At 58.9% G+C, this 17,685-nt stretch carries 14 protein-coding genes, 2 pseudogenes and 1 riboswitch; of the genes and pseudogenes, 15 read left to right on the top strand and 1 reads right to left on the bottom strand.

Features of this window, described 5'->3' with window-relative positions:
• Nucleotides 1–101 precede the first annotated feature (101 nt).
• From DF200_RS00420 to DF200_RS00390, 7 genes are all read left to right on the top strand, one after another.
• Nucleotides 102–761 carry a restriction endonuclease subunit M gene (locus DF200_RS00420; RefSeq protein WP_109136335.1) on the top strand — a complete coding sequence of 220 codons (660 nt, stop codon included), beginning with the start codon at nt 102–104 and terminating at the stop codon, nt 759–761.
• On the top strand, nt 754–2,283 hold the full coding sequence (locus DF200_RS00415; protein ID WP_109136334.1) for an Eco57I restriction-modification methylase domain-containing protein: 1,530 nt from the start codon (nt 754–756) through the stop codon (nt 2,281–2,283). Before DF200_RS00420 ends, DF200_RS00415 begins: the two co-directional genes overlap by 8 nt.
• Nucleotides 2,276–4,795: a GIY-YIG nuclease family protein gene (locus DF200_RS00410; RefSeq protein ID WP_109136333.1), complete on the top strand. Its 2,520-nt coding sequence runs from the start codon at nt 2,276–2,278 to the stop codon at nt 4,793–4,795. The genes DF200_RS00415 and DF200_RS00410 overlap by 8 nt, the downstream gene beginning before the upstream one ends.
• Nucleotides 4,795–5,640 (top strand): hypothetical protein, encoded by an 846-nt coding sequence (locus DF200_RS10610; protein WP_146191967.1) that lies wholly within the window; start codon nt 4,795–4,797, stop codon nt 5,638–5,640. The genes DF200_RS00410 and DF200_RS10610 overlap by 1 nt, the downstream gene beginning before the upstream one ends.
• A 2-nt stretch (nt 5,641–5,642) precedes the next feature.
• Complete coding sequence (locus tag DF200_RS00400) at nt 5,643–5,969, top strand: pyrophosphohydrolase domain-containing protein (RefSeq protein WP_146191966.1); 327 nt, start codon at nt 5,643–5,645, stop codon at nt 5,967–5,969.
• A gap of 345 nt (nt 5,970–6,314) precedes the next feature.
• Nucleotides 6,315–6,376: riboswitch (guanidine-III (ykkC-III) riboswitch) on the top strand.
• A gap of 20 nt (nt 6,377–6,396) precedes the next feature.
• A complete protein-coding gene (locus DF200_RS00395; protein WP_109136466.1) occupies nt 6,397–6,711 on the top strand; it encodes a DMT family transporter in 315 nt (104 codons plus the stop codon).
• Nucleotides 6,712–6,838: 127 nt separating this feature from the next.
• The gene (locus DF200_RS00390; RefSeq protein ID WP_109136330.1) at nt 6,839–7,531 is read left to right on the top strand and encodes an Abi family protein; all 693 of its coding nucleotides are present in this window, start codon (nt 6,839–6,841) and stop codon (nt 7,529–7,531) included.
• 519 nt (nt 7,532–8,050) lie between these two features.
• Here the strand turns inward: DF200_RS00390 and DF200_RS00385 are convergent.
• Nucleotides 8,051–8,434 carry a DUF488 domain-containing protein gene (locus DF200_RS00385; protein ID WP_109136329.1) on the bottom strand — a complete coding sequence of 128 codons (384 nt, stop codon included), beginning with the start codon at nt 8,432–8,434 and terminating at the stop codon, nt 8,051–8,053.
• A gap of 259 nt (nt 8,435–8,693) precedes the next feature.
• Here DF200_RS00385 and DF200_RS00380 point away from each other — a divergent pair, with 259 nt between their 5' ends.
• The 8 genes and pseudogenes from DF200_RS00380 (at nt 8,694) to DF200_RS00355 (ending at nt 17,652) form a co-directional block, all read left to right on the top strand.
• A complete protein-coding gene (locus DF200_RS00380) occupies nt 8,694–9,068 on the top strand; it encodes an aminoacyl-tRNA deacylase (protein ID WP_109136328.1) in 375 nt (124 codons plus the stop codon).
• A gap of 180 nt (nt 9,069–9,248) precedes the next feature.
• Nucleotides 9,249–10,037: a class I SAM-dependent methyltransferase gene (locus DF200_RS00375; RefSeq protein ID WP_109136327.1), complete on the top strand. Its 789-nt coding sequence runs from the start codon at nt 9,249–9,251 to the stop codon at nt 10,035–10,037.
• 80 nt (nt 10,038–10,117) lie between these two features.
• Complete coding sequence (locus DF200_RS00370) at nt 10,118–11,575, top strand: UTP--glucose-1-phosphate uridylyltransferase (protein WP_109136326.1); 1,458 nt, start codon at nt 10,118–10,120, stop codon at nt 11,573–11,575.
• 136 nt (nt 11,576–11,711) lie between these two features.
• Nucleotides 11,712–12,444 (top strand): annotated as a pseudogene (locus DF200_RS11335) (helix-turn-helix transcriptional regulator); the annotation flags it as partial.
• Nucleotides 12,445–12,560: 116 nt separating this feature from the next.
• Nucleotides 12,561–13,634, top strand: a pseudogene (locus tag DF200_RS11330) (helix-turn-helix transcriptional regulator); the annotation flags it as partial.
• A gap of 44 nt (nt 13,635–13,678) precedes the next feature.
• Nucleotides 13,679–13,996 (top strand): hypothetical protein, encoded by a 318-nt coding sequence (locus DF200_RS10735; protein WP_158275731.1) that lies wholly within the window; start codon nt 13,679–13,681, stop codon nt 13,994–13,996.
• Nucleotides 13,989–15,026, top strand: coding sequence for a diacylglycerol/lipid kinase family protein (locus tag DF200_RS00360; protein WP_158275730.1), 1,038 nt, complete (start codon nt 13,989–13,991; stop codon nt 15,024–15,026). Before DF200_RS10735 ends, DF200_RS00360 begins: the two co-directional genes overlap by 8 nt.
• A gap of 7 nt (nt 15,027–15,033) precedes the next feature.
• Nucleotides 15,034–17,652 (top strand): DEAD/DEAH box helicase, encoded by a 2,619-nt coding sequence (locus DF200_RS00355; RefSeq protein WP_109136323.1) that lies wholly within the window; start codon nt 15,034–15,036, stop codon nt 17,650–17,652.
• Nucleotides 17,653–17,685: the final 33 nt, after the last annotated feature.

The raw sequence follows: 17,685 nt of genomic DNA, 5'->3' as shown, positions 1-17,685 counted from the left end.
CGGCACTCGTCGCCTTTTGTGGCGTCGGGTGCCGGCTTTTCTTGTATTTCCCGGAAACATCCCGTTTGGCCCGTAATATGGAATCCTAAGGAGGTTCCGTAGTGGCAGCACAGGTCAAGTCGAAACAGCGGGTCGAAGAGCACGGCGAGGTGTTCACCAACGAGCGTGAGGTCAACGCCATGCTGGACATGGTCAAGCAGGAGACCGAACGCATCGACAGCCGCTTCCTCGAACCCGCGTGCGGTGACGGCAACTTCCTGTCCGAAGTGCTGCGACGCAAGCTCGCCGTAGTCACCGAACGCTACGGCAAAAGCCAGCTCGAATACGAGCGGTACACGTTCGTGGCGGTCTCGTCGATTTACGGCGTGGACATCCTGCAGGACAACGTGGAGGAATGCCGCGAGCGCCTGTACGGCATCGTCAAGGACACGTACGAGCAGCAGTTCAAGGACGATTGCCGCCCCGAGGTGCTTGACTCGATTCGCTACCTGTTGTCGAAGAACATCCTGTGCGGCGACGCCCTGACGTTGACGACGAGCGACGGGAAGCCGATCGTGTTCCCCGAATGGTCGCTGGTGATGGGCAGCAAGGTCAAGCGCCGCGACTTCACGTTCGCCGCGTTGCTGAACGTCTCGACTGACATGCCAACGCTTGATATGGCGGCAGATGAAATCGATTTGGATGAAATGGGTAAGAGGATCCCGAAACCCATCAAGGAGTATCCGATGACGAGTTTCTTGGAGGTGGCCAAGTATGAGTAGCCAACTGAATTTCGGAAACAAGTCCTACAACCCGGACGTGTTGTCATGTCTGGCGAACCTGTCCAACGACGAGGTGTTCACTCCGCCGGAACTCGCCAACAAGGTGTTGGATCTGCTGCCTGAGGAGATCTGGTCGGATAGTTCGGTCACGTTCCTTGACCCGTTCACCAAGACCGGTGTGTTCCTGCGGGAGATTACAAGGCGTCTGCTGATCGGTTTGGAACCGGAGTTCCCGGACTTGCAGGATCGTATCAACCACATCCTGAACTATCAGGTGTGGGGTATCGCCATCACCGAACTGACCGCGCTGCTGTCCCGCCGAACCCTGTACTGCTCGAAGAAAGCCAACGGCAAGTACTCCATCGACTCGTTGTTCGACGATCCGGACGGCCACATCCGCTACAAGGCCATCGAACACACGTGGGACGGCAAGAACTGCGTGTACTGCGGGGCCAGCAAACAGCAGTATGACCGTGGCAGTGCGCTCGAAAGCTATACCTACGAATTTATCCACACGTACCATCCAGAGAGGATCTTCAAGAACATGCAGTTCGATGTCATCGTCGGCAATCCGCCCTACCAGCTCAGCGACGGTGGCTATGGCAAGAGCGCGGCTCCCGTCTATCAGAAGTTCGTGGAGCAGGCCGAGAAGATGAATCCCCGGTACATCACGATGATTATCCCGTCCCGCTGGTTCGGTGGCGGCAAGGGGCTGAACGATTTCCGCGCCTCCATGCTCTCTGATAAGAGGCTTCGTCGTATCGTCGATTTCGAGAACGCCAACGAATGCTTCCCCGGAGTGGATCTCGCCGGCGGCGTCTGCTACTTCCTCTGGGATCGCGACAATCCCGGACAGTGCGCCGTTACCAGTGTCATCAACGGCGAGAAGTATCGAAGCGTGCGAGATCTCGACGAGTTCAGCATCTTCGTCCGCAATAGCCGTGCCGTCCCGATCATCCGCAAGGTGCTCGCCAAGCATGAGCCGACGATGAACACTCAGGTGTCCAGCCGTAAGCCATTCGGTCTCGCGACCAATGTGCGCCCGCGTGAGAAAGGCGACATTATCCTTCATTGGCAAAAGGGTGAGGGCAAATTCCCCAGCACTGAAGTCACTAATGGTCGTCAATGGATCAACAAATACAAAGTCATTGCTGCTTATTCGGCTTACGATCATGCTGGCAGCCCGGACAAGAACGGCATGCGCAAGGTTTTCACTAAGATTCACGTGTTGCCGCCAAAAGTTGTCTGCAATGAGACTTATTTGGTTATCGGAGCCTTCGATACTGAAGAAGAGGCGCAACACTTGAAAGGGTACATGGAGACGAGGTTCTTCCGGTTCCTTGTATCTCAGTTCATGTTCTCACAGCACATTACTCGTGACGCTTATGCCTTCGTGCCCATTCAGGACTGCAAAGAGGAATGGACTGATGAGAAGCTGTACAAGAAGTATGGCATCACCCAAGAAGAGCAGGACTTCATCGCCAGCTGCATTCGTCCGATGAACGGAGCCGACAATGCCTGACAACTTCTTCCCGGAGCGTCCGGATCTCACTCCGACCATCTATGCATACTCTATCGCCGCTGACACTCATAAAGGACTGCTGAAGGTCGGCTATACGGATCGCGAGGCCGAAACCCGTGTCAAGGAGCAGGTGGGGACTTCCCATGTCAGTTATCGCATCGTCCTTGAAGAAAGCGCGATGCGTGATGACGGCTCGGCCTTCGACGACCACGCGGTGCATAAGCTGCTGTCGCAGCAGTTCGTCTGCGAATTTGGTGAGTGGTTCCGTTGCTCGGTCAAGGACGTGAAGAACGCCATCGAGGCGGTGCGCGAGCGTCGTGGATCCATCACCCAGCGCACGCAGAGCTTCGGCATGCGTCCGGAGCAGCAGCGTGCCGTGAGGAAGACGCAGGAGTACTTCGCGCAGTTCAAGAAGGACAATCCCGGCGAGGCGCCGCGTTTCCTGTGGAATGCGAAGATGCGTTTCGGCAAGACGTTCACCAGCTATGAGTTCGCCAAGGCGCAGGGCTATCAGCGTGTGCTGGTGCTGACGTTCAAGCCTGCCGTGGAGAACTCGTGGCGTGAGGACTTGGAATCGCATAAGGACTTCGAGGGGTGGCAGTTCATCTCCCGCGAGACGGCGCAGAACGGCGGCTTGGACTACGAGCACGCCGACAAGAATCGCCCGATCGTGTGCTTCGGCTCGTTCCAGGATTACTTGGGCAAGAACGAGGCCGGCGGCATCAAGGCACAGAACGAGTGGGTGCACGAGATCAATTGGGATCTCGTCATCTTCGACGAATACCATTTCGGCGCATGGCGCGACAGCGCGAGGGAGCTGTTCGAGCAGGAGGACAAGCGCGAACAGAACGACAACATGAACTCGGTCGCCCAGCTGATCGACGAGAGCTTCGAGCAGGGTGACACCGATTTCCTGCCGATCACCACGGGCGCGTACCTGTTCCTGTCGGGCACGCCGTTCCGCGCCATCGCCAACGGCGAGTTCATCGAGGAGCAGATCTTCAACTGGACGTATTCCGACGAACAACGGGCCAAGGAACGCTGGAAGCCGGCTCAGGGGAAGAACCCGTACGAGTCGCTGCCGCGCATGGTGCTGATGACGTATCAGATGCCCGATCAGATCCGCGAGATCGCATCCGGCGGCGAGTTCGACGAGTTCGACCTGAACGAATTTTTCGCCGCGAAGGGCGACGGCGCCCAGGCCGAGTTCAAGCATCCGAGCGAGGTGCAGAAGTGGCTTGACCTGCTGCGTGGAGGGTTCGCCGAGACCACGGTGGACATGCTGAAGATGGGTGCATCCAAACCTCCTATGCCGTACTCCGATAAGCGTTTGATGAGCATTCTGACGCACACGTTCTGGTTCCTGCCTTCGGTCGCGTCCTGCTATGCGATGGCGAACACACTCAGGCAGCGGCAGAACGTGTTCTACCACGATTACACGGTGAACGTGTGCGCGGGCGCGGAGGCCGGCATCGGTCTGGATGCGCTCGGCCCTGTACGCAGGTCTATGGCTGATCCGCTGGAGTCGAAGACCATCACCCTGTCGTGCGGCAAGTTGACCACGGACGTGACCGTCAAGCCGTGGACGGGCATCCTCATGCTACGTAACCTCAAGAGCCCGGAAACGTATTTCCAAGCGGCGTTCCGCGTGCAGTCGCCGTGGACGATCGACAACCCGGACGGTCTGCATCCCAACGAGACGCTGATCCTGAAACGCGAGTGCTACGTGTTCGACTTCGCGCCTACCCGAGCATTGCGGCAGATCGCGGACTACAGCTGCTCGCTGCATCCCGACGAGACGATCTCGCCGGAACAGAGCGTGGGCGAGTTCATCCACTTCCTGCCAGTGCTCGCCTACGACGGCAGCAGCATGAAGCGCGTCAACGCAACCGACGTACTCGACTGGGCCGCCTCAGGCACCTCGGCCACGCTGCTCGCCAAGCGCTGGGAGAGCGCGCTGCTCGTGAACGTCGACGACCTGACCCTGCGCAAGCTGATGAACAACCAGCGGGCCATGGACGCGCTGATGAGCATTGAGGGCTTCCGCAAGCTTAATGACGATCTGGAGAAGATCATCAACAAGTCCGAGCAAATCAAGGAGATGAAGAGCAAGGACGAGAAGCCTTCCAAGGAGGAGAAGAAAGAGCTGCGCGACGCGGAGAAGGAGACCAAGAGCCTTCGCAAGCAGGTGCAGGAGAAGCTCATCAAGTTCGCCACGCGCATCCCGATCTTCATGTATCTGACGGACTACCGCGAGCAGACCTTGAGGGACGTCATTACCAAGCTGGAGCCGGAACTGTTCAAGAAGGTCACCGGTCTGACCAAGGACGATTTCGAGCTGCTGCTCAGCCTCAACGTGTTCAACAGCGCCCGCATGAACGACGCCGTATACAAGTTCAAGCGCTACGAGGACGACAGCCTCACCTACACCGGTCTCAACAAGCACGAGAACGACGCGCAGGTTGGTCTGTTCGACACCGCCATCCCGGCGCAAGAGTTCGAGGAGATGTGATGAATCTGGGAACTTTCTTCTCCGATGTCGCATCTTGGTTCGGTAATTTGTCGGATGGACTTAAAACGGCTTTGATTGCTGCCGGAGTTTCCCTGATTGGTAATGTCGGACAATGGTGCATCGCCTCAGGTAATAGCAAGATAGCAAAACGAGCTGAGGAAAGGGCGGATAACGCAGAGGAACGCGCTAATGCAGCCGAGGACCGCGCTGCTGCCGCTGAGCGGCGTGAGGCTGAAGCAATTCGCAACAAAGAACTCTCTGACTTCGCCATGTTCTTCAAGTCATATACGGTTCTGGCAACAGAGGTATTCAATACAAACTTGCGGATTGGTGAGTATCTTGCGAAACAGCTCTCATATATGGATGCTTATGCGGAAGAAAAGGTTCCCTTTGACCAGCATTTTGTCGATGCTGTTTCTAGATTGAATGGGCCTGTTGAAACAATCAAAAACAGCTCTGCTGAAGCAGGACATAATCTTACGCAAAAACGGGATACTGGTCTTATCATGTATCGAATGTTTTCGAAAGAAATATGCGGAGTCTATAATTCCGCTAATTTCTTCCCTAATGAGGTGCCAGCTCATTTTGATTTCTTTGGCGCCGCAAGTGTCTCGCCATATGTGAAAGATTTCCTTACGGACTATGATGGTAATATTTGGCACGATGTTCTTGAACAAAGAACTGATAAACAAAACTGGGATAAATCCGAATTGCTTTGGAAGAATTTCATACAGGAGAATTTCAGTATTGAAGACATCGAAGTTGTAAGAGTTAAAGGCGAATTGGCAGAGCAATTTCATGCGTCGATAGCAGCATTGAGAGATTGCATAAAAGAGAAGGATTAGGATTGGTAAATAGAGATAATGATAGGCAGCTATATATCGGGGCTGTAGAGCCGTTCCGTGACGAGCTGTTGCATCAGGACAAGCCGCAGGCATTGAAGGTGCTCGAAGAGGCCGCCGAAGTGGTGGAGGCGTTCAAGGACTGGAACAAGCATGGACAGACCTCCGAACAGCGTCATGACCTGATTGACGAGTGCGCCGACGTAATCCAGGCCACGGTCAATCTCATGGCCGCAATGGAGTTCACCGACGAGGAGATCCGTCAGGCCATCGAAGACTGCCGTGCAAGGAACGACGCACGTGGTCGCATGACCCCACGTGTCGATGACTGAGGTAGCTGACTCACTGTTCCTCAGTCATCTGGTCGCTACAGCCGCTTGACGGCGCTCGTCATCGTGTCTGTGGCTCAGACACGATTCAGACACGATGACCCCTGAGAACAGCGAAATCGACGGCAATCAACGAATCTCGTGAGGGTCGCGAAAACGGCATCATTACAACGAAAACGAGACTAACGAAGCTCGCGTGAATCAGCGAAGCGACCTCTCGAACTGACAAGGGGTCGCAGGTTCAAATCCCGCTGGTCCGACCAGAAAGCCCGGAATTTCAACGATTCCGGGCTTCATTGTTTTTGCTTGAATCGTGTCTGGACACGATTGGACACAATGAAATACGCAACCTCGGACCGAAACTGCTCCCGGACGATGGACAAGTACCCGGTTCGACAAGACTTGCCATGATCAGAGGAGCGTAATGGCCATGTCTTGGCTCGTTCTCATTCTTTCCGGCATATGCGAATCCGTGTGGGCGATCGCGCTTGACCGTTCCGAGGGATTCTCCAGAATCATTCCCACGGTGGTGTTCGCAATCGGGCTTGCTGCCAGTATGGGAGGGCTCGCGTTCGCGATGAAGCACATTCCCATCGGCACATCGTATGCGATATGGGTCGGCATCGGGGCGGCGATCACCGCGGTATACGGTATGGTCAGTGGCGAGGAGACCGTCTCTCTGATGCGTGTCCTACTCATCGGCGGATTGGTGGCCTGCGTCATCGGGCTGAAGCTTATCGATTAACGAAGGTGGCAGCGAGTAGGAAAGCCACTGGCCACTGTTAATCCAAGGAAGTATGAAAAAATCCCCGGGGTTTCATGATGTTTCGCATGAGTGACGTTCCGGGGCATTCGCCAGTAGTATAACCTTCATGAGTTCTGAAAGTCAACCCGTCACACTCGCCGACCTGCAACGATGGTTCTCGACCGAGCGCATGAGCACGTACGTGTGCTCTGCTCAGACGACCGATTGTGACGTGATCGACCTGTACGTGTGGAACGGACGGATCTCCAAGGCGTTGCTCGAAGATGTCGCTCATGTGGAGGTGCTGCTGCGCAACTTCATGTCAAAGCGCCTCGCCAGGGCTTGCGAGCACGAGGACTGGTACAGGGACGATGCAAGGTTCCGATTCAACTCGTCCAAGACAAAACGGTTCGAAACCTCGGTTACGGAGATCGAGCGGCAGGTACGGCATTCAGGCAAACCGGTCACGTCGGGACGCGTAATCGCCGACATGTCGCTCGGTTCATGGTGTTTCCTGCTCTCCTCCAGACTGGAACAGACCGTGTGGAGGGCTTTGCGGGATCCGGCGAACGGCGGCATGCCGAACTACCCATCGCGCAAGCGTGCCGTGTTCGAAAGTCACGTCAAGACGATGCGCGACCTGCGCAACCGGCTGTCGCACCAGGAGCATCTGGTGCTCGACAACCTCGCGGACGAGAACCGATATCTCGACGGGCAGTGCGCGAATCTCGATTGGATCGCCCGCGTCATCGACCCGAAAGCCGCCGATTGGATTCGCAGCCAGTCAAGAGTGACGGCGTTTCGTGCAAGACGCCCATAGTTATGGTTTCTCCAGAGCCTCGACTGCATTTTGGCCGGGAACACTGCTGTCTGTGCAATTCGATTTTTTTTGCGACACACCGACATTCCTCCCTCCCGCATGCAACAAGGATGCCCGTGGATTCGATACGTTGTTACTCAGTCTTTTACTGCAACCCCACTGGGTCGTGGCTCGCGGTCGTGTCTGTGACTCAGACACGCTTCAGACACGATGGCCCCCGAGAACAGCGAAATCAGCGGCAATCAACGAACCTCGACAAAAGTCCAGAAACGGCGTAAAATCAAAGAAAACGAAGGTAACGAAGCTTTCGGAACCCAGCGAATCGACCCCTCCAACTAACAATGACTTATGCTGTTTGTGAGTCAAGAGAGTCGGACTGAATAGAATAGTCCATACTGCCCGACGAGGTCCAGATCCAGCAAGAACCGTAACCCTCGCACACGTCCGCTGATTGGACGCCGAGTCCGCTCACGACGACATGCTGTCGATTGCGAACGGGACGGACTGAGGGCTTTCCCTTCATTCGCGCCCGTCATTCGCTTGACGCGGAAGGTCATTCTCCAGATAATCCCGCAGCACTGCCGCATGGTTGACGATGGGGTCTTTGGCCGCGTACAACAAGGTGGCGGCATCGTGCTGCGAGCAAACACGCTCCAATTCATCGACCGCTTCCGCGTTGACGTCCAACTCGCGCCTGTATTGTTCGGCGAATTCATCGAACCGTTCCGGATCATGGCCGAACCATCGGCGCAACTCAGGCGATGGCGCGATGGACTTCATCCAAAGATCCAACGCCGCCCGTTCCTTGCTTACGCCACGCGGCCACAGCCGGTCGACCAGAATCCGATAGCCATCCTGCGGGGACGGCTCGTCGTAGATTCGTTTGATGCTGATGTTGTCCATGGACTTTATGGTGCCAGCCTTCAATAGACACAGTCAATGAACATGCCGCATAATGAATCCGTATTCACACTTCTGGACAAGGTCGCGATTGTTAGGTGTACAAGTTGTTTGTGGCCCACTGCCGATTGGAGACACGGTTCCGTAATCCGAACTTGGGCAACGAGAAAGGTCGCGTGGAGAACGTGGAAAACGGTGGATAATGAAGATCGATGACAAGAGGGAAAGCCCCATTGGCTGAAGGACCGAAGGCGGCGCGAAGGTGTTCGACATCACCAAAGCCGCGGCCACCTACATCGTCGAGGCCAAGGAGGGCGTGTTCGCCGTCGTCGCTTCCGCCACAGGACACCTGAAGTGGCGTCAGCTCGGTCGCGCCTTGGGATTGCATCAGCTCCATCTGGCATCACCGGAACTGGTCAAGGAGCGCACTGGCTACGACGTCGGCGCGGTCGGTCCGCTGTTCCTCAACGGCATGCGCATGTTCTTCGACAACCAGCTTCTGGAGCACGACATGGTGTACTGCGGTACGGAGGATGCGTACCACACGCTCGCCATCGCACCAGAACTCATTGTCCGTGCAACGACAGCGCCGGCTACTTTGACATCGCCTGCTACTTTGACAGCGACGAATACCTGAAGTAGGCAACCACACCGTCGAATAGACCGCGAATGGCCTTTGGCCAGTATGTCCAATAATGCCAATGCTCGATGTCGCGATGAATGCCAATAGATCCGGGTCTCTGAGACGGCCGGGCGAGTAGCCTGTAGAAGGAGCCGAAGGATCGGATCCAGGGATGGATGGAAAGGATGATTCGCGATGATCGTTGACGGACGCATCGATGACGGCACGCCGTTCGACTGGGGGAGGGCGTCGGCCGATTACGCGAGATACCGCGACATCTACCCGGCGGCGTTCTACAAGATGATCCTCGACCGCGGCCTGTGCCGGGATGGTCAGCATGTGCTCGATCTGGGCACAGGCACCGGGGTGCTGCCGCGCAACATGGCCCGCTATGGCGCCACATGGGTCGGCACCGACATCTCCGCCGAACAGATCGGACAGGCCAGGCGCCTGTCAGCCGGCATGGATGGCATCGAATACCGGGTGTCCTCGGCTGAGGACGTCGATTTCCCTGGCGCCTCGTTCGACGTGGTCACCGCATGCCAGTGCTTCTGGTATTTCGACCATGAGGCCGTGTGCAATAGGCTGCATCGTCTGCTCAGGCCGGATGGCCGGTTCCTCGTTCTGGTCATGGAGTGGCTGCCGTTCGAGGACGAGATCGCCGGCGCGAGCGAACGACTCGTGCTTAAGTACAGCCCGCATTGGGGCGGTGCGGGGGAGCGGATGCATCCGCTCGACGTGCCGGCCTGTTACTCGGCATCCGGTTTCGAACTCGTCCATCATGAGGAGCGAAAGCTGAAGGTGCCGTTCACCAGGGAGGGATGGAACGGGCGGATGAAGGCATGCCGTGGCATCGGCGCATCGCTCGCCCCGGAGCATGTCGCCGCATGGGAGCGCGAGCATATGGCAATGCTTGAACGCATCGCCCCGGAACGGTTCGACGTGCTGCACTACGCCGCCATGGCGGAGCTGAAGCGAATCTGATCCCGACGTGAATTCCCGTTTCTCCCCGAAACTTGCCCAAAAGCATCGGGGGGAGGAAAGCCATCGTCTTATACAATGTGATGATGTGTCCAAAGAAAGGGAAACCTGTGTCCAAAGATCCGTTTGAACTGTCCGCGGCGAAGATGCGCGAACATGGCATGAGTGAAATAGCAATCTCGCAATTCGAACGTTTGTACCGCACCTGGCAGCAGGACGATCATTCCGAATGGATTCGCGAGGAGGACGTCGAGCCGCTCACCGACATCCCCGCAGTCCGTGACATCCACCACAACATCGACCATGGCAAGGCCCTTGAGGCGTTCAGTAAAACGGCTTTCCTCAAACTCAACGGCGGTCTCGGCACGTCGATGGGACTGGCCGGAGCCAAGTCGCTGCTGCCCGTACGCCGTCACAAGGCCAAGCGCATGCGTTTCCTCGATATCATCCTTGGGCAAATCGTCACCGCCCGCGCCCGCGAAGGCGTGACGTTGCCGTTGACGCTGATGAACTCCTTCCGCACATCGAAGGAGTCGATGTCGGTCCTCCGTCACAACCGCAGGTTCCATCAGAAGGACATCCCCACGGAGATCATCCAGCATGTGGAACCGAAGATCGACATCGCCACCGGCGCTCCGGTCAGCTTCCCCGCCGACCCCAATCTCGAATGGTGCCCGCCGGGGCACGGCGACGTGTTCGCCACGCTGTGGGAGTCCGGCCTGCTGGATCAGCTGCTCGACAACGGCATCGAATACCTGTTCATCTCCAACTCCGACAACCTCGGTGCGCGGCCCTCGACCACGCTTGCCGGCGCCTTCGCACAGTCGGGCGCCCCGTTCATGGTGGAGGTCGCGCACAAGACCGCCGCGGACCGCAAGGGCGGTCACATCGTACGCGACCGCAGAACCGGGCGTCTCTCGCTGCGTGAGATGAGCCAGGTGCATCCGGATGACAAGGCCGACGCCACCAACATCGCCAAGCACCCGTATTTCAACACCAACAACATCTGGGTGCGCGTGCGTGACCTGCGTGACAAGCTGGCGCAGACCGGAGGAGTGCTGGACCTCCCGGTGATCCGCAACCGCAAGACCGTCGATCCTACCGATTCGACCACGACCAAGGTCCTGCAGCTGGAGACGGCGATGGGCGCGGCGATCTCCCTGTTCGACGGTGCCGCATGCATCGAGGTGGACCGGCCGCGGTTCCTGCCGGTGAAGACCACCAACGACCTGTTCATCATGCGCTCCGACAGATTCCATCTGACGGACACCTATGAAATGGAGGACGGTAACTACATCTTCCCGGTCGTCGACCTCGATCCGCGCTACTACAAGAACATCGCCGATTTCGACGAGCGCTTCCCCTACGGCGTCCCCTCGCTGGCCGCCGCGAACTCCTTCACCGTGAAGGGCGACTGGACGTTCGGCCAGAATGTGAAATGCTTCGCGGACGCGATTCTTGAGGACAAGGACACGCCGTCATATGTGCCGAACGGCGAATTCATCGGACCGCAGGGAGTCGAACCGGATGACTGGCTGTGAACCCCATGGGCGAGAAATCGCCCATCAGGATAATTTTTCGTAAATTGGGTGGTTTTACGGAGAATTACCCGTAAAATGTCAAGAGGCGTGCGAACGCCAACAATCAAATAACTACGTTAACGAGACGTGAGGACAGATGGCTGAGGGATCTTCAAACGGAAGGCGCCGTTTTTCCGATAAATGGGGAAAGCATGAACTTGATGTACTGGCCGTGCTTTCATCGGCTTTCCCCCAATGGCTCACCTCCCGTCAGATCGCGCAGCGTGTGAAGGCCTATGCGGATTCGTATGGAGAACTCGCCGATCAGGCGGCGAAGGCCGCGTTCGCCAAGCAGTTCCAGCGCGACCGCGCCAAGCTCGCCGCCATGGGCATCGCCATAGAGTCGCGTCAGCCCGAATACTCCTCCAAGTCGGAGGGGCAGGATTTCGCCTCCTACCGTCTGCAGTTGGGCGACGAACCGCGAATTCGCATGCGCTTCCAGCAGGAGGATCTGCCGGTGCTCGCCGCGGCCAACTATCTGGCGCAGTCGATCGCCCTGTCGTCCGCCTCGCAGAGGCTGGAATCGCGGGAGGCCGCGAAGGTGTCCCGCACGGCTCCCCGTGTGCCCCAGATGCCGGTGCCGGGCCTCGGCTTGGATTCCATCGCCCCCGGACTGGGCACGCAGACGATTCCCGACACGCTGGTCAAGGTCATCGACTCACGGCGTTTCGCGGCCACCGTAGACGTGGACGGCGAACACATCAATGTGGCCTACACGGATTCCGACGATCTGGCCATGTTCGTACTAGAACATCCCGGTTCGTCCATCATCAGCCCGCAGGAGGCGGTCGACGCCTTCAGCCGCCGTCTTCACGCCGCAACGCGGTTCGGCTCCGCCGACCGTCCCGAGGAGGCGTTCAAGGCGCATGAGGATCTTTCCACCCCGGCCGATCATCATTCCGACGTGGAGGACGCCAAAGGCAAGTCCAAGGGACGTAAGGCGCTGAGTGCATCCTTCCAGACCGGCTCCGAAGTGGATCGCCGTCTGCGGCTCATGCTGTTCCTCTCCGCGCATATCGGCGAGGAGTTCCCCATGGCCGATCTGGCGGAGCGGTTCATCGGACATGCGGAGACCGAGGACGAACTCAGAAAATCCGTGGCCGTCATCCGCAAGGACATCGGCACGCTCACCACCGTCTCCGATGACGGAGAGATGGCCGGAAGCCAGTTCTTCGACATCGATTGGTCGCTGTTGGAAGCCGAAGGCATCATCAGCGCCACGAATTCGTTGGGATTGGAGCGTCTCGCCGGCATTTCGCCACAATACCTGAGCCTGCTCACCGCATCGGTGAGCTATCTGGCGCATTCGCCCCTGCTGCCGGCGCAATCACGCAGGCAGGCGCGGTCGCTGTGCTCGCGTCTGCGTGAACATACCGAGCCGGGGGAGACCCCATGGCTCAGTCTCACCGGATACGAGCTCGAACCGCCGAGCTTCCAGGCCGTGGACAGCGCCATCCATTCGAAGTCCCTGCTCCACATCGAATACACCGATGGTGCCGGCAGGACCCGTGAGAAGACCGTGGCCCCGGCGAAGATATTCGTCGACGAAGGCGTGTATTACGCCGCCATCTGGAACGGTATGGCCGCAAAGAAGGCAGGCGGGGGCAATCACAGCGATTGGCAGGTGCTTCGACTCGCCCGCATCGGTCGCGCGGAAATCATCGAATCCGACGCCCCGGTGGAGATTCCCGACGTTCCCGTATCGCAGCTGCGCCAATGGAGCCTGGATAACGGCACCGAATCATCGTTCGTCACCGACAAGCCCGGCCTTCCGTTCATCGATTTGCTGCCGGATGCGCGTGTGGAACCGTGTGGCACCGGTGAGCTGGTGCATCTGACGGTGTCTTCAGACTCGTGGTTCGTGGCGTTCTGCATCGCGCATGCGCGCCATATCGTCGCCGTGTCCCCGGGAACCCTGCGTTCCATGATCATGGCCAGGGCTCAACGTGAACTCAGTCTGGAGAACAAGGCCGCATCACGCGCCTTCAACCCACAGGCCGCGGGCATGCTCGTGCCGTAGCCGCCGAAACCAACGTCTTCGGTCCTATTTTCGGAAGGAGTGCCATGCCGATTTGGATATGGGTGATTCTGGTGGTGTTCCTCATCGCCATGACGGTCGCCGGATTGGCGTATGCGATCAGGCACGCATTGTCGGCGTGGCGTACCGTTGCCGATACAGGAGGTCGAATCGCTGAGGTGATGTCCCGTCTGGAGGCCACGCGGCAGCCCTCCCGAAAGTCGGAACAGCCGTCGTTCGTCCAGCCTCTGTCCATGGTCGCCGGACGGTATGCCGATGCGCACGCCGAAATCATCAGACATCAGGAACGGAAACGGGATCGTCATGTGCTCATCTGGAAGCGATGGAAATCGTTCAATGACTGATCCGGCCGTTCCGCCTTCACGCGGGAACATCGTAGTCGTCACCAATCCGGCGTCGGACAGGGGACGAGGCAGGTCCACAGGCCGTCAAGCCCTCGATTACCTGATTCGACGTTGCCCGCAGTACGGGCTTGACGTCATCGACGTCACCGGTGCCACACGGCGGGAATCATTGGACAATGCGCGTCGACAAATCGCCCGTGCGGACGCGCTGGTCGTGGTCGGGGGAGACGGCATGGTCTCGCTTGGCGTCAACGCCGTCGCGGACTGCGACATCCCCCTCGGAATCGTGGCATGCGGCTCCGGCAACGATTTCGCGAGAGGACTCGGGCTGCCCGTCGGGCATCTCGAAACCAGCATCGAGGCCATACTCGCCTCGTTACGCTACCGGTCCGCCATCAACCTTGATCTGGGGCACGTGGAATCCGCCGATGACGGCGGCGAGCGCGTCAACGTCTTCTTCGCCGGCATGCTCAACTGTTCGATCGATGCGGCAATCAATGACAGGGCCAACCACTCCGCGCTGCCGTTCGGAGGATTGCGCTATCTGGATGCGGGAATACGCGAGGCGCTGCACGTCAAGGAATACGGATTCCACGTCGACGTCACCTATGACGACGGCAACGTCGACGACTATGAACTGACGACGCCTCTGCTGGCCATCGCCAACGCGAGATTCATCGGCAGCGGCATCGAGGCATCCCCGAATTCCAGACTGGACGATGGCATGCTGGAAATGCTGTGGGCCAAATGGAAGCCTTCGGCCCCGCAGGCTTTGCATGTGCTGGCACAGGCCTATCGGGGCAGGCACCTCGGCAATCCCCTGATCGGCTATCGCCGAATCTCCGCCGTGACCATCTCCGCCAGCGGCCAGGGAGCCGAACCGCCATTGCTGATGTCGGACGGCGAGATCATAGGCAGGGTCCCGGTACGTGTGGACGCGCATCATAAGGCGTTGAAACTGCTGATTCCACCAGCCGTGCTACGGCAGTGGCGTCACGCATCACATGACGGCAGATCAGGGGAGTGGTGAGCAGAACATGGCACGAAGGCATCATCGGAATCGGAACGACGACCGTCGGGACGATGACAGCGTCTCCGACGAAGAGCAGATGAGCCCCGCGGCACGATACCGGGCGTTCCGGGACCGTAGGCGCAGATCATCCAGCGTCGCCCAACGATTCGCCGAAACGTTGGAATTCCCTCTCGACGATTTCCAACGCAAGGCCATCGACGCGCTGGAATCCGGGGACAACGTCATCGTGGCCGCGCCGACCGGTGCCGGCAAGACCGTGGTCGCCGACTTCGCCGTGTATCTTGCTCAGGACCGCAACGTCAAGGCGTTCTACACGACGCCCATCAAGGCGTTGAGCAATCAGAAGTATCATGACCTCGTAGAACTGTACGGCGCGGACAACGTCGGCCTGCTGACCGGAGACACGTCGATCAACTCCGAAGCTGACATCGTGGTCATGACCACGGAAGTACTGCGCAACATGTTGTACGAACATTCCTCGACGCTGACCGCACTGCGTTACGTGGTCCTCGACGAGGTCCACTATCTAGCCGACCGGTTCCGCGGCCCCGTATGGGAGGAGGTCATCATCCATCTGCCGGAGCGAGTTCGCGTCGTCGGATTATCGGCCACGGTGTCCAACGTGGAGGACTTCTCCGCATGGATAGAGTCCGCCAGGGGCCATACCGCCCTGGTGGTGTCCGAGCGAAGGCCCGTGCCGTTACGGCAGCACGTCATGGTTCAGGCGGATGAGCATCATGAGCCGGAGATCTACGACCTCTACCGTTCGGAGAACAGCACACAGCTCAATCCGGATCTGGTCGCACGGATCGGCGACCTCGACCGACGCGCGGAGCGCCGAACGGGCCACCGGGGGGAGCGTCAGAATCGTCGTCGCGGAAAGGACGACGCTCGACGCCGTGTCCAGCGATACACGCCCAAACGGTGGGCCGTGGTGGACGAGCTCAACTACTATGACCTGCTCCCGGGCATCTACTTCATCTTCTCTCGCACGGGATGCGACATGGCCGTGCAGCAGTGCATCAACGCCGGGCTGGAACTCACCACCGCCGAAGAGGCGCAGCGCATCCGCCGCATCGTCGACGAGATGGTCGAGGGTCAGCTGACGAAGGACGAGATGAAGACGCTGCATTTCTCCCAGTTCCGATTCGCGCTCGAAGAAGGTTTCGCCCCGCACCATGCCGGCATGATCGCCTTGTTCCGCCAGATCGTGGAACGCCTGTTCACCGAAAGCCTGGTCAAGATGGTATTCGCCACCGAAACGCTCGCCCTGGGCATCAACATGCCGGCCCGATGCGTGGTGGTGGAGAAGCTGGAGAAATTCGACGGAACCGGGCATGTGCCGCTGACGCCGGGGGAGTTCACCCAGCTCACCGGACGTGCCGGCAGGCGGGGTATCGACACCATCGGCCACGCCGTGGTGGTCGATCACCGCGACTTCCAGCTGCAGACCGCGGCATCCCTGTCTTCGAAACGCGTGTATCCGCTGCATTCCAGTTTCCGTCCGACCTTCAACATGGCGGTGAACCTGCTCAATTCCAGCGACTACCGCACCGCCCGCGTGACACTCGACCACTCGTTCGCCCAGTGGGAGGCCAATGAGTCGGCCGAGACGCTGGAATCCCAGATCATAACACTGAACAACGCGTTGAACGGTTATGAGAAGGCGTTCCAATGCGATCAGGGGGATTTCAAGGAATTCCTGACCAATCGTCTCCGGCTGACCGAATTGGAACGAGGCGCGCGACGCGAGCTCAAGCATCGTGGCTTCGGTTCCGAGGCGGAACGCAAGCAGGCCTTCCGCCGGCTCGACGAGGACATCGCCGAGCTGCGAAGGTTGGACCGTGAGCATCCGTGCCGGTCATGCGCCGACCTCGCCCAGCACATGAAGTGGGGGCATCGGTGGATGCGTGAATCCAAGGAGCTTGAGCGCATACGGCATCGTTACGATTCCCGCACCGGCTCAGTGGCCCGGCGGTTCGACACCATATGCATGATCCTCGAAGATCTGGGATATCTGCAGGCCGTGCGTGGGCCGGACCGTCGGCCCGATGCCCGCGACGACGCCATGACGCGCCCGGACGACTATACGCTGACGCGACGGGGGCAGCTGCTGCGTCGCCTGTACAGCGAGCAGGATCTGGTTCTCGCGCAGTGCCTGGCCGCGGGACTGTTCGACGGGCTCAAACCCGAGGAGCTTGCGGCGGCGCTCAGCGCGTTCGTCTATGAATCACGCCGAGGCTCGGCGGGGGAGCCGCGACGATATCCCGGAGGCCCCAACGGACGACTGGCCTCCACGGCTCAGGAGATTCGACGCATGTGGTCGGCCATCGGCGCCACATGCGAGGACATGGGTCTCGACGCGCCGAACCAGTTGGACTTCGGCATGGTGGATATCGCCTACGAATGGGCCAGGGGAGAGGCCTTGTCCAAGGTCCTCGACGACACCGATATGACCGGCGGCGATTTCGTCCGTTCCTGCAAACGTCTTGCGGACATCCTCGGCCAGGTCGCCCAGGTCGGGCCGTATCTTCCGACGGACGGCTTCGACACGGCCGAAACCGCGCGCATCGCCGCGTCGATGATCAACCGCGGCATCGTGGCGTATTCCGGCGTCGACTGATGGCCCGGAGCGGATCGGGGAATAATTGCAAGG

This window comes from Bifidobacterium catulorum, from assembly GCF_003129925.1.
GTDB lineage: Bacteria > Actinomycetota > Actinomycetes > Actinomycetales > Bifidobacteriaceae > Galliscardovia > Galliscardovia catulorum.
Note: the sequence above shows the minus strand (reverse complement) of the source record. Positions and strands in the feature narration are given on the sequence as shown.